Origin of the sequence: Chryseobacterium sp. 3008163, from assembly GCF_003669035.1 — a bacterium.
Classification (GTDB): domain Bacteria; phylum Bacteroidota; class Bacteroidia; order Flavobacteriales; family Weeksellaceae; genus Chryseobacterium.
Genome location: NZ_CP033070.1, coordinates 2,444,857 through 2,459,628 on the forward strand (window position 1 = coordinate 2,444,857; position 14,772 = coordinate 2,459,628).

Genomic DNA, 14,772 nt, shown 5'->3' on the forward strand with positions numbered 1-14,772 from the left:
AAGAGCTCAAACAAATGCTACCATCGGGGCTAGAAACCACGAAATACAGGCACTTTTAAGCCCTATTTCGATACAATGTTTCACGTGAAACATTTATACAGAATTTAAAAATTTAAGGCTTAAATAAGCAATTAAAATGATTTCAGAAATATATGATGTAATTGTAGTAGGTGCAGGTCACGCTGGTTGTGAAGCTGCTGCCGCTGCTGCCAATTTAGGTTCAAAAACTTTATTGGTTACTATGAATATGCAGACCATCGGACAGATGAGCTGCAACCCGGCAATGGGTGGAATTGCCAAAGGACAAATCGTAAGAGAAATAGATGCGATGGGAGGTTACTCCGGAATTATTGCTGACAAATCTGCGATACAGTTTAAAATGCTGAATCTTTCAAAAGGTCCGGCTATGTGGTCTCCTAGAACGCAAACGACAGAATGCTTTTCGCAGAAGAATGGCGTTATGCATTAGAAAACACTCCAAATCTTGATTTCTTTCAGGATATGGTGAAGAGCTTAATTATAGAAAATAATAAAGCTGTCGGTGTTGTAACTTCTTTAGGAATTGAAATAAGATCAAACTCTGTAGTTCTTACAAACGGCACTTTCTTGAATGGTTTGATACACGTTGGTGATAAACAATTAGGAGGTGGTAGAATGGGCGAACCAAGAGCTTTCGGAATTACCGAACAATTGGTTTCTTTAGGTTTTGAAGCTGGAAGAATGAAAACCGGTACTCCACCAAGAGTAGACGGTAGAAGCCTCGATTATTCTAAAATGGAAGAACAAAAAGGTGATGAAAATCCTCAAAAATTCAGCTATTTAGATACTCCTAAATTAACCAAACAATTAAGCTGTCATATCGTTTATACTAATGAAGCTGTACACGATATTTTACGTGAAGGTTTTGACAGAAGCCCAATGTTCAATGGTACAATTCAAAGTTTAGGACCAAGATATTGTCCAAGTATTGAAGATAAAATCAATCGTTTTGCTGAACGTACAAGACATCAGCTTTTCGTAGAACCGGAAGGTTGGAGAACAGTAGAAATCTATGTCAATGGATTCAGTTCTTCTTTACCCGAAGATGTTCAGATCAAAGCAATGAAACATATCCCAGGATTTGAAAACGTAAAGGTATTCAGACCAGGCTATGCTATTGAATATGACTACTTCCCTCCTACTCAATTAAAGCATACTTTAGAAACTAAATTGGTGGATAATTTATACTTTGCGGGTCAGATCAACGGTACAACAGGATATGAAGAAGCAGCCGGGCAAGGCTTAATGGCAGGTATTAATGCTCACAATAAGGTTCATGAAAAGGATGACTTCATTCTTAACAGAGATGAGGCTTATATCGGCGTTTTAATCGATGATTTGATTACAAAAGGAACCGAAGAACCCTACAGAATGTTTACTTCCAGAGCTGAATACAGATTGCTTTTAAGACAGGATAATGCAGATATTAGATTGACTGAAAAAGCATATCATTTAGGTTTAGCAAAAGAAGAAAGATTAAAGAAAGTTGAAGAGAAAATCACTAAAAGTCAGGAACTTGAAGCTTATCTTAGAGAAACTTCTTTAAAGCCAGGAATTATCAATCCAATATTAGAAAGTATTGAAAGTAATCCTGTAGATCAGGCATATAGAGCTTCTCAATTTCTTACCAGACCTAATATTACTTTAGATAAACTTGATTTGATTGACACTATCAAAGAGTTTACATCTCAATTTAGCGATGAAGTAAGAGAACAAGCTGAAGTTAATATCAAGTATAAAGGCTACATAGAAAAGGAAAAAGAGAATGTTGCCAAGCTGAACAGACTTGAAAATGTAAAGATTCCTGAGGATTTTGATTACATTAAAATCACAAGTCTTTCTTCGGAAGCAAAGCAAAAAATGAACAAAGTAAGACCAAAAACTTTGGCTCAAGCTGGCAGAATAAGTGGCGTTTCTCCGGCTGATATTAACGTTTTAATGGTGTATTTAGGACGATAAACCAAATATGTTTCACGTGAAACATATACAATAAACTAAGGTATTTAGAGGCTTAAAACACTTTTCTGAATACCTTTATTTTTAAAATACAATAATCAAAATGAAAATAAAAGATCATTTTCTTTCTCAGGAAATATTTGAAATACAAGAAACGGAAACCAAAGGAGTTTTTAAAACCTTTCCTATTCCATCTAATATTTCTAAATATTATGAAAGTGAAGACTACATTTCTCATCATCAAGACTCAGGAAGTTTAAAAGAAAAACTCTATAAATTTTTACAATCTTTCAATCTTCAGTATAAAAAAACTATTCTAATTGATAGAATAAAAAAGAATTCTAAGGTATTAGATTATGGTTGCGGTGCCGGAGAATTTGTTAAATTTATTGAAAATGATTTTGAAACTTTTGGGTTCGAACCAGATCCTGATGCTAAAACAGCTGCAACAAGTAAGGTCTCCAAAGCAAAAATAATAGCAGATATTCAATTGATAGAAAACGAAAGTTTAGATGCAATTACCCTTTGGCATGTCTTCGAACACATAGAAAACCAAAGTGAAATGTTGTCAGTTTTTCATTCTAAATTAAAAGAAAAAGGTTTATTGATTATTGCAGTTCCTAACCCTACTTCTTACGATGCAAAACATTATAAAGAATTTTGGGCAGCTTATGACGTGCCAAGACACATCTTTCATTTCTCTAAAAATGGAATGGAAAATCTCATATCAAAAAATCAAAATTGGAAAATGAGAAAAATTAAACCTTTGGTTTTAGATTCCTATTACATCTCGATGCTGAGCGAAAAATATAAAAAATCACCTCTATTTTGGCTAAAAGCAGTCATTCACGGAACGATTTCTAACGTAAAAGCATTGTTTTCTAACGAATTTTCAAGTTTGATATACATTATCGAAAAAAAGTAGAAAATCGATTTTTAAGGCATTTCTGAAAGCCGATTTTCATCATAATTCGCATAAAAATAAAAAACTCAGGATAATTTCCTGAGTTTTTTGCTTTTCTAAATTTTCTTTCGTTAACTAATTTTAAATTTACAAGTTCAAATTTTTTAAAATTTACAATTCTATTTTAATATTCTTGTTCTTGTTTAAAAATATTTCAGTTTTATTAATTATAAATTTCTAAAGAGTCATTATCATCGACTTGCTAAATTTTTCATTCTATAAATTTTAAATTTTCAAGGACTAAATAATTTTCCACTAAAATATATAGTCGTTTAACTAAGTTTCATTTTCAAAAAATAAAAACTTAAATATTAACCAAAAAATACTGATTTTAAGATAAATTTGATTTTCTTGCTACAAATTCTTACAAAAACCAATCATTTTTAACCTTAAATAGAAATTAGATATCAATCCTCGGAAAATCTGAGATTTTAAATTTTTAATATAAGTCTGAAGGTCATTTTTTATTACTTTTTCAGAAATTACAATTGTCAATAAAAAAATCTGCCGAAAAAATTCAGCAGACTTTAAATATTTTTTTTAAATTAATTTATTTATTAATCGCAGCAATACCCGGAAGTTCTAAACCTTCTAAACTTTCCAACATCGCCCCTCCTCCTGTAGAAACATAACTCACTTTATCAGCATAACCGAATTGTTTAACAAAAGCTACACTGTCACCACCACCTACTAAAGAGAAAGCTCCTAATTTTGTAGCTTCAGCAATACTATCACCTAAAGCAATTGTACCGGCAGAGAAATTAGACATTTCGAAAACACCAATCGGCCCATTCCAAAGAATTGTTCTAGAGTTTAATAAAACATCATTAAACTGCTCACGAGATTTTGGTCCTGCATCTAATCCCATCCAACCTTCTGGAATTTCATAGATATCAACCTCTTTTCTATTTGCATCATTACTGAAACTTTCAGCAATTACAGTGTCTGAAGGTAAATATACTTTTACATTATGTTCCTTGGCTTTTCCTAAAATCTCTAATGCTAGTGGTAATTTATCTTCCTCTACCAATGAATTTCCAATTTTACCACCCAACGCTTTAATAAAAGTAAATGCCATACCTCCACCGATGATTAAATTATCAACTGCAGGTAAAATATTTTCTATAATGGTAATTTTAGTTGAAACTTTTGATCCTCCTAATATCGCTGTAACAGGCTTTTCACCGCTTTTTAAAACTTTATCAATCGCTTTTAATTCATTAGCCATCAGTAAACCGAAAAATTTAGTTGAATTAAAATAATTAGCAATAACCGCTGTAGAAGCATGAGCTCTATGAGCTGTGCCAAAGGCATCATTCACGTAAGCATCTCCTAATTTTGAAAGTTTTTCAGCAAACGCCTCATCACCTTTCTCTTCTTCATTATGAAAACGCAGGTTTTCCAATAATAAAATCTCGCCAGGTTGAAGTTCTGCAGCAGCTTGCTCAGCCTTCTCTCCTATCGATTCTTCTACAAACTTAATCTGATGACCAAGAACATTAGAAACTTCTTCTACAATATGTTTTAAAGAAAATTCATCTTTAACTTCTCCTTTTGGTCTACCTAGGTGTGTCATTAAAATTACAGAACCCCCGTCTTTAAGAATCTTTTCAACAGTTGGTTTCACTGCCGAAATTCTTGTGTTGTCTGTAACTTTCAGCTGGTCGTCCTGAGGTACATTAAAGTCAACTCTTACTAAAGCCTTTTTATCTTTAAAATTGAAATCACTAATTGTTTTCATATGCTGATTTAATATTTTTATTTTTTTGAAATCGTTTTGATGAATTAGTATTTGTCTCTTCTCAATTCATTTCGATTCATAAATATTTTCTAATTTTTGTTTCACAAATGTAAGATTTTAAACTTTTGCAAAAGATTCAAAAAGACAAAAGTTTTCAAAAAATTTCCCACAAACCCATCACTCACTAATCAACATTAATTTCTTTATATATAAAAAAAAGAATGATAGTTGTTGTTGAGTGTTGTGAGTTTCGGGGATAACTTTTATGTTAAAACTTCATAACATTCAGTTTGAATTCAATTCATATTTAATTAACAATGTAAATTGCTGAACAGCTGATAATTTTAAGACTTATTAACAAATATTAGTAACTTTTGAGCAATGTTAAATATTAGTTTCTTGATTATGGAGAAATGCCAGATTTCTGACAGGAAAGTTTTTTGAAGTTTTGGTCATTATTTTTGGAGACAACTTTCAGTAACATTTTATTTGGATTAAGAAATATTTAGTTCAGAAAAGTTTTCCACAGTTATTCACAGTGCTTTTCACATTTTATGAGTAGGTAAATCACATTTTGCATTTTAATACTTAAATTTGTAGTATTCAAATGTTAATAAAATGAAAAACTTCCTTTTGTTAGGTTTTAGTATTTTTTCAATTTCTATTTTTTCCCAAAAATCGATCTTTGCAGAAGCTGAACTCAAATCTGCTACGGTTTACGAACAATCCGGAGAGCTTTTTTCCAGCACTGCTTTTAAAATTCCGAAAGGAAGTTCGGAAATTGTTGTTACCAATATCGCAGAGAATATAGATGAGAGTACCATAAAAATAGGAAGTAAGAATAAAATTTCTATCCTTACCTACCGTTTTTCTAACGATGATGGAATGTATGAAGTGGCATTGGATAAGAAAAACCCTCAACACAAGATTGTTTTAGATAGTATAGATTTAGTAAGAAAGCAAATAAAAAATTTGAACTTAGAAGGTGTTTCTATTTCAAAAAGTATTGAGATTTTAGATAAAAATCAAACTGTAAATTCTGGTTCTACTTCGTACGCTTCAGAAGTCTCTAAGCTGGTAAAATTTAATCAAAAGAAAAGATTGGAATTAAATTTAGCCTACGACAGCAATCAGGAAATATTAGAAAAATGGCAAAATAAATTGGCTGGTTTAGAGACAAAATTTAATCTTAATAATAAAGAAAGAGAAAATTATCCGAGAGGAAAACTCATCCTTCAAATTTCAGCAGAAGCTAATGAAAATGTCAATTTAGATATTAAATATACCGTTCGTGAAGCTTCTTGGAGACCTTATTACGATATTATTGCAAATGGATTGAACAGTAAAATAAATTTGGGATACAAGGCAATGGTTCGTCAAAACTCAGGTTTAGATTGGAAAAACATTAAAATGAACCTTGTTTCCGGCTATCCGAATCAGCAAAAGGTACTTCCTACATTGGGTGTTTGGCAATTGTATTACCAGCCGCCACCACCAAAATACAATGAAAGTGAAAAAAATGAAATTTCTACAAGATCTGCAAGTTCAGTTCAAATAGCTGAAGTGGTAATCACAGGGAATGTAAGAAATACTGCTTCACAGAATCAATTAAATTTGAGTTATGAATTGGAAGATAACTATACAATTTTATCTAATAATAAAGACAATAGTATAAATCTTAATGCTCTCGAGATTCCAGCCAATTTTATTTATTCTTCGGTTCCAAGATATTCAAATTCAGCATTTTTGGTTGCCGAAATTGAGAATTTGGATAAATATAATCTGATAAAAGCTGATGCAAATATCGTATTCGAAGATACCAACGTCGGAAAAACAGTCATAAATCCGGAAACTACTGATAGTAAAATGGTTCTTACTTTGGGCGAAGACCGTAGAATCAATGTAAAGAGACAGCCTGTAAAAGATAAAACGTTTACAAAAAATATTTCTTCTACAAATAAAGAACAGCAATTTGCATACGAGATTACTGTAAGAAACAACAAAAGCGAAAAAATAAATATAAAAGTAAAAGACCAAATTCCTATTTCATCTGATAAGCAGATTATCATTACGATGATTGATAGAGGGATTGAAGAATATGATGAAAAGACAGGAATTCTAACTTGGGATATTTCATTGAACGCAAATGAGACAAAGAAAATAAACTTCTCTTACAAAGTAAACTCACTCAAAAATAATCAATTAATGGGATTGTAATTAATTGGTTATCAGTTTATGTTAGAAAATGAATAAAAAATAAAAGTATATAAAAATGAAAAGAAAAATCGCTATTGCCGCAGACCATGCCGGTTTTGAATACAAGGAAATCCTAAAAAAACATCTTGAAGAAAAGTTTGAAGTACAAGATTTTGGAACATTTTCTACCGACAGTGTAGATTATCCGGATTTTGTGCATCCTGCTGCAACTTCTGTTGAGAACGGTGAAAATGAACTAGGAATTCTGATCTGTGGGAGCGGAAACGGAGTTCAGATTACGGCAAACAAACATCAGAAAATCAGATGTGCACTATGTTGGATGCCGGAAATTGCAGAGTTGGCAAGACAGCATAATGATGCAAATATGATTTCTATCCCTGCTAGATTTATTTCTAAAGAAGTTGCTATAGAAATTGCAAACAGATTTCTCTCTACCGATTTTGAAGGTGGAAGGCATCAGACAAGAGTTGATAAAATAGCATTCTGTTAAATCATAAAGGCTTGTAATTCAGTTTGCAAGCCTTATTTATTTTTTATTTCTTATATTTGCGTTATCAAACAGAAATTACCAATCTGTTTATTCCATCCAAAGCCTGAAAATAATTTAGATATTTATTGAAAGGTTTTCCTCCCACTTCTCCTTTTTTGTATTAAATTTATACAACTAAAACTTTCATTATAACTGAAAATTCAATTAAAAAATATTAAAACTAAAAGATCATTTACTTTATTAAAAGCAGTTTTATTAATGTAAACGAATATCATCAATGTTAGAAAATTCTCAAATAAAATTCATTTCCGAAATTAAAACTAAAGTAAGAAATGCACAGTACGAAGCAATGAAGGCGGTGAATGTTGCCTTGATTAATCTGTATTGGGAAATTGGGAAATCTATATCGGAAAACCAGACAGAAAATTGGGGGAAATCTGTTGTTGCTACACTATCCAAAGAATTACAAAAAGAATTTCCTGGAGTTGGAGGTTTTTCCACTACTAATCTGTGGCTAATGATGCAGTTTTATTCTGAATATCAATCAGATATAAATCTCCAACCATTGGTAGGAGAAATTAGCTGGAGTAAACATACTGTGATATTGAGAAAATGCAAGGATCCAAAAGAACGAGAATTTTATATCCTCTCAACCAAGAAATTTGGTTGGACAAAAAATATTCTCATTCACAAAATTGAAAATAAAACATTTGAAAAATATCTGTTAAACCAAACCAATTTTGATGAAACTTTACCTGAGAAGTTAAAAAATCAAGCAATTCTAGCAGTAAAAGACGAGTACATTTTTGATTTTCTTGGAATAGAAGAAGAGCATTCTGAAAAAGAATTAGAAATTAAATTAATTCAAAACATCCGGGGCTTCCTGCTGGAATTGGGTAGTGATTTTTCTTTTATCGGAAACCAATATAAAGTTTCTGTTTCTGAGAAGGAATATTTTATCGACTTATTGCTATTTCATCGCAGATTACAAAGTCTTGTTGCGGTAGAATTGAAAGTAGGAGAATTTTTACCGGAATATAAAGGCAAGATGGAATTTTATCTTAATCTTCTGAATGATAAAGTAAAATTATCCCACGAAAATGAAGCTATAGGAATTATCATTTGCAAAAGTAAAGACCGTACAATCGTAGAATATTCGCTGAAATCAGGTAATCTGCCAATCGGAGTCGCAACATACTCCACCTCAGAAAAATTACCAAAAGATTACCAAAAATTATTACCAAATAATGAAGAATTATCAGAGAAATTTGATAATTATATTAAAAATTTAAAAGAATAAAATGCAAAAAAAAATAAATACATAAGTCAGAAAAATGACTCAAAACTATTGGAAATCGGAAGACTGATTCTCCGTTTCATGAATCAGAACCAAACCAAAATATACAATTACAAACAGATTTCAGACGGAATTGACTATAAAAATCCGAGACAACGTGAGTTAGTGATTCAATCTTTGCATAAGCTCTTAGCGAATCAAAGAATCAAAGAAACTGAAAAAGGAAAATTCAGCATCAATCTAAACATTGAAGGTACTTTAACCGGAATTATAGACTTTAATCAAAGTGGAAATGCTTACGTAACAGTCGAGAATTTAAAAGATGATGTTTTCGTTCACGCAAAGAATGTAAAAGATGCATTGCAAGGCGATAAAGTTCTTATCGTTACTTACAATTTTAAAGGAAAGAAAATGGAAGGCTCTGTGCTTGAAGTTTTAGAAAGAAGCCGCACAGAATTTGTAGGAACTTTCCAGCTCGTTCAGCATAAAGAATTCGGGTTTGTCGTTTGCGATAAAAAAACGATTAACACTGATATTTTTATACCAAAAGGTAAAATTAACGGTGCAGAAAACGGCGATAAAGTCGTTGTAAAAATGCTGGAATGGAAACCTGGAGATAAAAATCCTGATGGTGAAATTATTAAAGTTCTTGGAGCTCCAGGAGAACACGAAACAGAAATTCACTCTATTTTAGCTGAATACGGTTTGCCGTACAGCTTTCCTGAAGAAGTAGAGTCGGATGCCGATAAAATTGACAGAAGAGTGACCGATGAAGAGGTTGCGAAGCGTAGAGATATGCGAAAAATCTGCACGTTTACCATTGACCCGAAAGATGCAAAAGACTTTGATGATGCCTTATCTATACAAAAATTAGACAACGGAAATTGGGAAATCGGAGTACACATTGCCGACGTTTCGCATTATGTAGTTCCGGGAACAATGTTGGATGATGAAGCGTACGAAAGAGCTACTTCTGTGTATTTGGTTGACCGAGTTGTACCAATGTTACCTGAAGTTTTAAGTAATGACGTTTGCTCGTTACGTCCGAACGAGGATAAATTTACTTTCTCTGCGGTTTTTGAGATGAATGATAAAGCTGAAGTGGTGAATGAATGGTTTGGAAGAACCGCAATTCACTCAGACAGAAGATTTACTTATGAAGAAGCTCAGGAAAGAATTGAGACTCAGGAAGGCGATTTAACGGAAGAAATTCTGACGCTCGACAGACTCGCAAAAATCATGCGTGATCAGAGAATCAAAAACGGTGCGATTACCTTTGACAGAAGCGAAGTTCGATTTAATTTAAATGAAAAAAGCGAACCGATTGGAGTTTACTTTAAAGTCAGCAAAGACTCAAATCATTTGATTGAAGAATTCATGCTTTTGGCCAACAGAAAGGTTTCTGAATTTGTTTCTCTTAAAAAAGGAAGACCAAACGGAAATACCTTTATTTACAGAGTTCACGACGATCCAGATCCTGCGAAATTAGAAGCTTTACGAGATTTCGTTTCGACTTTCGGATATAAAATGGATCTGGCAAACACCAAAAAAGTTGCCGAATCTCTAAATAACTTACTTTCTGAAGTAAAAGGTAAGGGAGAAGAAAATATGATCGAAACACTTGCCATGCGAAGTATGAGCAAAGCAGTTTATTCTACTGAGCCTATTGGTCACTACGGTCTTGGGTTTGATTATTATTCACACTTCACCTCTCCTATCCGTCGTTATCCCGATTTATTGGCGCACAGATTACTTCAACATTATTTAGATGGCGGAAAATCTCCTGATAAAAATGAATTGGAAGAAAAAGCTAAACATTGTAGTGCAAGAGAACGTTTGGCTGCCGATGCAGAAAGAGATTCTATCAAATTCATGCAGGTAAAATTCATGGAAAAACATTTGGGAGAAACATTTACGGGTGTTATTTCCGGAGTTGCAGAGTTTGGTTTCTGGGTGCAGATTCCTGAAAACGGTGCTGAAGGTTTGATTAAATTACGTGATTTGATGGATGATTCTTATACGTATGATAAGTCGACACACGCTGTTTACGGCTCAAGAACAGGTAGAAAGTTTCAGCTGGGTGAAGAAGTTCAGATCAAAGTGGTAAAAGCCAATTTAATTCAGAAGCAATTGGATTTTAAGATTGTTGATTAAATTTTAAAAATAAATAATGAAAGACTGTCCTATGTGGCAGTCTTTTTTGTTTAAAAAAGTTTTTATCATACGATTTAGATTTAAAAAATTCATTTTTGCAGACAAATAGAAATATAATTTTTAAATTTGGGATAGAAACAAATTTGAATGTTTGAACTCGTATTATCGGCCGTTGGTCTGGGCTTTATGTTGAGCTTAGTTTTCATTGGTCCAATTTTTTTCCTCTTGATAGAAACCAGTTTTACAAGAGGTCCAAGACACGCATTAGCACTTGATTTTGGTGTCATTACAGCAGATTTACTGTGCATTATAGCAGCCTACTATGCCAGTGCAGACATTGTAAATCTTATTGATAAACACCCCGGTTTTTATAGAATAACATCTATTCTTATTCTTTCTTATGGGATTGTCATGCTGGTAACCAAAACCAAAATGCATTTACCCGGCGAAGAAAAAATCATCAGTCAGAACTACATAAAAACATTCCTTAATGGTTTTCTGTTAAATATTTTAAATGTAGGAGTCATACTTTTCTGGTTACTTACGGTTATTGGTGTGAGAAATCAATATCCTGATACCGGAACTTTGATTTTATACCTAGCCATCGTGATTATGACCTATCTTTTGATAGATTTGGCTAAAATTTTCTTATCAAAACAATTCCACGATAGATTGACTCAAAAATTGGCAAACAGTATCAGAAAAGGTGTTGGTATTGTGCTTATTATTTTCAGTTTCTTCATATTTCTGCAAAGTTTCAAAAAGTTTAATCAGTTTGACAAAAGATTAGAAGAAGCAGAAAAGAAAGAACTAAAATACAAGAAAGATCAATAGATCAGTCTGATTAAAAAAAACATCAATTGAAAAATGAAATCGCAATGATTTAATGGTATAAATATCCATGACGTTTTAGCGATTGCAGATGACCTATAAAAACAATAAAAAATACAGATGAAAAAAATATTTCCAAAATCTCTTAAAAAAGGCGATAAAATTGCCATCATCTCCCCTGCCGGAGCCGTAGAACCCGCTCAGCTTGAGAAAGGAATTAAATTAATTAAAAGCAAAGGTTTTCAACCAGTGTTAGGTGAAAATCTCTACACAAAATTTTCAAACGGTTACAATTATGCCGGAACTGAAGAGCAAAGAACCAAAGACATCAATTGGGCTTTAAACGACTCTGAAATTTCTGCTATTTGGGCATCTCGTGGAGGTTATGGCTGTCAGCATCTCATTGAAAATTTAAACTTAAAAGGTTTTACAAAGAATCCGAAATGGTATATTGGATATTCTGATAATACAGTGATCCAAAGTTATTTGTTGAAAAAAGGTTTCGCTTCGATTCACGGACAAACCATTAAAACCTCAAGTTTCGGAGTGACCGATGAAAGTTATGACCTGACTTTTAATATTCTTAAAGGAAAACCTTTAAAATATACTTTAAAATCGAATCATTTCAACAAAGAAGGAAATGTGGAAGGTGAATTGATTGGAGGAAATTTAGCTTTAATTTATGCACTTTTAGGAACAAAATATTCTTTTGATTTTAAAGATAAAATTTTATTCATCGAAGATATTGGCGAAAACTTTTATGCACTCGACAGAATGATCATGAGCTTAGAATTGGCCGGAGTTTTTACAAAAATTAAAGGCTTAATTATAGGCGGAATGACCAATATGGGAGACGAAAAAGAAAATAAACAATACGAAGAAAGCTTTGATGAGTTTGCTTACAAATTAATCTCAGACAGAATTTCAAAATATAAATTTCCGACTGTTTTTGCTTTTCCAAATGGGCATATTCACAATAATATTCCTTTGATAATAGGAGCAGAAATATCTTTGAAAGCCGGAAAAAATGTATCGTTAACTTTTAAATAGAATGATGTTGTACTCAAAATTTGTACTCGCATTTTTCTTGATTTTAGCTGGAGTTATACATTTCGTAAAGCCTCAGATTTTCATGAAAATAATGGCAGATTATATTCCGATGCATCTGCAGATGGTTTACATCAGTGGCGCAGTAGAAATTTTGTGCGGAATTCTCCTTCTTTTTCCCGAAACTCAAAAGTTGGGAGCTTATCTTTGTATCGCTTTATTTATCGCAGTTTTTCCTGCAAATATTGAGATGGCAAAAAAGTTTTATCAGATTCATCATAAATATTTTTGGCTCACGGTTTTGAGACTTCCTTTACAGATAGTTTTGATTTGGTGGGCGTACCAGTTTAGAAAATAATGGCAGAGCACAACGACCTTGGCAAGAAAGCAGAAGATTTAGCCGCCGAATATTTAGTAAAAAGCGGCTACAGAATTTTGGTGCGAAATTTCAGATTTAAAAAAACTGAAATTGATATTATTTCTGAAAAAGATAATTTAATTATTGTCACAGAAGTGAAAGCCAGATCAACCGATTTTTTCATTCTTCCACAAGAAGCTGTTACAAAAGGAAAAATCAAGTCAATTGTTACGGCGGCCAATCATTTTATGGAAGAATTTAATAAAAATCAGGAAGTGAGATTTGACATTATCTCTGTGCTCCCTGACCAAAAAGGAAATTTAATAATAGAACATATTCCGGATGCTTTTCAGGCATTCGATGCCAATTAATTTAATGTAACAATTTACCAACCTAACAACGTACCAATTATTGGTAAACTGATATACTGATACATTGTTAGATTTAAAAATGAAAATTTTTATGAAAACAATACTCATCACCGGAGCAACTTCCGGAATAGGAAAAGCCACCGCAGAACTTTTTGCAAAACAAGGAAACAGAATCATCATCTGCGGAAGACGATCAGAGGTTTTAGAATCTGTAAAAAAAGAACTATCGGTTATTACCGAAGTTTTTAGTTTAAAATTTGATGTTAGGAATCTTGAAGAAGTTGAAAGTGCCATCGCATCACTTCCTGAAGAATGGAAAAACGTTGATGTTCTCATCAATAATGCAGGAAATGCACATGGTTTAGAGCCATTATCAGCCGGAAGTACCAATGATTGGGATTCTATGATCGACGGAAACGTGAAAGGACTTTTATACGTCTCAAAAACGCTTATCCCGATGATGAAAGAAAAAAATTCCGGACAAATTATCAATATCAGCTCGGTTGCAGCAAGACAGACTTATGCGAATGGCGTTGTGTATTGTGCTACAAAAAAGGCAGTTGATGTGATTTCTGAAGGAATGAGAATCGAACTCACAGAGTTTGGAATCAGAGTGACGAATATTCAACCCGGAGCTGTAGAAACAGATTTTTCTTTGATCAGATTTAAAGGTGATCAGGAAAGAGCAGCGACTGTTTATGCAGGTTATGAAGCTTTAAAAGCTGAAGATATTGCTGATGCTATTGCGTACTGTGTGAATGCTCCTCAGCATGTGACGGTTTCAGACATGACAATCTATCCTAGTGCTCAGAGTGAGCCGAGAACGATTTACAGAAAAGGATAATTTGAAAAGGGTTAATTTGAGAATTTGAAAATGAAAGTTTTTTGTGGAATTTTTTATTGTTCTTTGTTTTTGGATATTCTCAAAAATATTCAAAGGCGGAAGATGCGGTTTTGATTCAGGCTAAAAAATTGGATTCTCTGATGATGAATAATGATTCTGAAATTGTGAATCTGTTTTGTTCAGATGTTTCTTTCGGTCACTCCAACGGCTGGATTCAGAATCTGGGTGATTTTAAGAAAGATTTCTCATCAAAAAAAGTGATTTACAAAGAAATAAGACAGACTGAAATTTCAGAATTAAAGCAAAATAAAAATACAGTAAGCCTAAGAAGAACAATAAGCGTTGCCGGATCTTACAAAAACAATGATTTTAAAATGAAACTGGCTTTACTGGAAATATGGATCAAAAAGAAATCTGTCTGGAAATTGTGGAGCCGCCAAAGTGTGGAAATAAAGCCATAAAT

12 protein-coding genes and 1 pseudogene are annotated in these 14,772 nt (G+C 32.7%); 12 read left to right on the forward strand and 1 reads right to left on the reverse strand.

Translation table 11 applies throughout. From position 1 onward, the window contains the following. Positions 1 to 136 precede the first annotated feature (136 nt). Positions 137 to 1,998 (forward strand): annotated as a pseudogene (mnmG, locus tag EAG08_RS11045) (tRNA uridine-5-carboxymethylaminomethyl(34) synthesis enzyme MnmG). Between the two features lie 100 nt (positions 1,999 to 2,098). Next, positions 2,099 to 2,920 (forward strand): class I SAM-dependent methyltransferase, encoded by an 822-nt coding sequence (locus EAG08_RS11050; RefSeq protein WP_129535481.1) that lies wholly within the window; start codon positions 2,099 to 2,101, stop codon positions 2,918 to 2,920. Positions 2,921 to 3,509: 589 nt separating this feature from the next. Here the strand turns inward: EAG08_RS11050 and EAG08_RS11055 are convergent. Next, positions 3,510 to 4,700, reverse strand: a complete 1,191-nt coding sequence (locus EAG08_RS11055; protein WP_129535482.1) for a phosphoglycerate kinase — start codon at positions 4,698 to 4,700, stop codon at positions 3,510 to 3,512. A 618-nt stretch (positions 4,701 to 5,318) separates the two neighbouring features. Between EAG08_RS11055 and EAG08_RS11060 the strand changes: the two genes are divergently transcribed. The 10 genes from EAG08_RS11060 to EAG08_RS11105 all read left to right on the forward strand — a co-directional run bounded on the left by EAG08_RS11060 (position 5,319) and on the right by EAG08_RS11105 (position 14,770). Further along, on the forward strand, positions 5,319 to 6,917 hold the full coding sequence (locus EAG08_RS11060) for a DUF4139 domain-containing protein (protein WP_129535483.1): 1,599 nt from the start codon (positions 5,319 to 5,321) through the stop codon (positions 6,915 to 6,917). A gap of 55 nt (positions 6,918 to 6,972) precedes the next feature. Then, positions 6,973 to 7,407, forward strand: coding sequence for a ribose 5-phosphate isomerase B (gene rpiB / locus EAG08_RS11065; protein ID WP_129535484.1), 435 nt, complete (start codon positions 6,973 to 6,975; stop codon positions 7,405 to 7,407). A 277-nt stretch (positions 7,408 to 7,684) separates the two neighbouring features. Then, positions 7,685 to 8,707: a YhcG family protein gene (locus EAG08_RS11070; RefSeq protein ID WP_129535485.1), complete on the forward strand. Its 1,023-nt coding sequence runs from the start codon at positions 7,685 to 7,687 to the stop codon at positions 8,705 to 8,707. Positions 8,708 to 8,785: 78 nt separating this feature from the next. Next, positions 8,786 to 10,858 (forward strand): ribonuclease R, encoded by a 2,073-nt coding sequence (gene rnr / locus EAG08_RS11075; protein ID WP_262696833.1) that lies wholly within the window; start codon positions 8,786 to 8,788, stop codon positions 10,856 to 10,858. 147 nt (positions 10,859 to 11,005) lie between these two features. After that, positions 11,006 to 11,692 carry a LysE family translocator gene (locus tag EAG08_RS11080; RefSeq protein WP_129535487.1) on the forward strand — a complete coding sequence of 229 codons (687 nt, stop codon included), beginning with the start codon at positions 11,006 to 11,008 and terminating at the stop codon, positions 11,690 to 11,692. 117 nt (positions 11,693 to 11,809) lie between these two features. Beyond that, positions 11,810 to 12,739 carry an LD-carboxypeptidase gene (locus EAG08_RS11085; RefSeq protein ID WP_129535488.1) on the forward strand — a complete coding sequence of 310 codons (930 nt, stop codon included), beginning with the start codon at positions 11,810 to 11,812 and terminating at the stop codon, positions 12,737 to 12,739. A gap of 4 nt (positions 12,740 to 12,743) precedes the next feature. Then, positions 12,744 to 13,094 carry a MauE/DoxX family redox-associated membrane protein gene (locus EAG08_RS11090; protein WP_228446870.1) on the forward strand — a complete coding sequence of 117 codons (351 nt, stop codon included), beginning with the start codon at positions 12,744 to 12,746 and terminating at the stop codon, positions 13,092 to 13,094. Further along, the gene (locus EAG08_RS11095) at positions 13,094 to 13,465 is read left to right on the forward strand and encodes a YraN family protein (RefSeq protein WP_129535490.1); all 372 of its coding nucleotides are present in this window, start codon (positions 13,094 to 13,096) and stop codon (positions 13,463 to 13,465) included. Before EAG08_RS11090 ends, EAG08_RS11095 begins: the two co-directional genes overlap by 1 nt. 91 nt (positions 13,466 to 13,556) lie before the next feature. Beyond that, entirely contained in the window at positions 13,557 to 14,309 is a 753-nt protein-coding gene (locus tag EAG08_RS11100) for an SDR family NAD(P)-dependent oxidoreductase (protein WP_129535491.1), read from the forward strand. Between the two features lie 41 nt (positions 14,310 to 14,350). Beyond that, positions 14,351 to 14,770 (forward strand): hypothetical protein, encoded by a 420-nt coding sequence (locus tag EAG08_RS11105; RefSeq protein WP_129535492.1) that lies wholly within the window; start codon positions 14,351 to 14,353, stop codon positions 14,768 to 14,770. The last annotated feature ends 2 nt before the right edge of the window (positions 14,771 to 14,772 follow it).

Bases quoted from the DNA above. Each gene is read 5' to 3' on its own strand.
- EAG08_RS11060 (WP_129535483.1), top strand. From the start codon at position 5,319: ATGAAAAACTTCCTTTTGTTAGGTTTTAGTATTTTTTCAATTTCTATT.
- rnr (WP_262696833.1), top strand. From the start codon at position 8,786: ATGAATCAGAACCAAACCAAAATATACAATTACAAACAGATTTCAGAC.
- rpiB (WP_129535484.1), top strand. From the start codon at position 6,973: ATGAAAAGAAAAATCGCTATTGCCGCAGACCATGCCGGTTTTGAATAC.
- EAG08_RS11055 (WP_129535482.1), bottom strand. From the start codon at position 4,700: ATGAAAACAATTAGTGATTTCAATTTTAAAGATAAAAAGGCTTTAGTA.
- EAG08_RS11070 (WP_129535485.1), top strand. From the start codon at position 7,685: ATGTTAGAAAATTCTCAAATAAAATTCATTTCCGAAATTAAAACTAAA.
- EAG08_RS11080 (WP_129535487.1), top strand. From the start codon at position 11,006: ATGTTTGAACTCGTATTATCGGCCGTTGGTCTGGGCTTTATGTTGAGC.
- EAG08_RS11050 (WP_129535481.1), top strand. From the start codon at position 2,099: ATGAAAATAAAAGATCATTTTCTTTCTCAGGAAATATTTGAAATACAA.
- EAG08_RS11085 (WP_129535488.1), top strand. From the start codon at position 11,810: ATGAAAAAAATATTTCCAAAATCTCTTAAAAAAGGCGATAAAATTGCC.
- EAG08_RS11100 (WP_129535491.1), top strand. From the start codon at position 13,557: ATGAAAACAATACTCATCACCGGAGCAACTTCCGGAATAGGAAAAGCC.
- EAG08_RS11090 (WP_228446870.1), top strand. From the start codon at position 12,744: ATGTTGTACTCAAAATTTGTACTCGCATTTTTCTTGATTTTAGCTGGA.
- EAG08_RS11095 (WP_129535490.1), top strand. From the start codon at position 13,094: ATGGCAGAGCACAACGACCTTGGCAAGAAAGCAGAAGATTTAGCCGCC.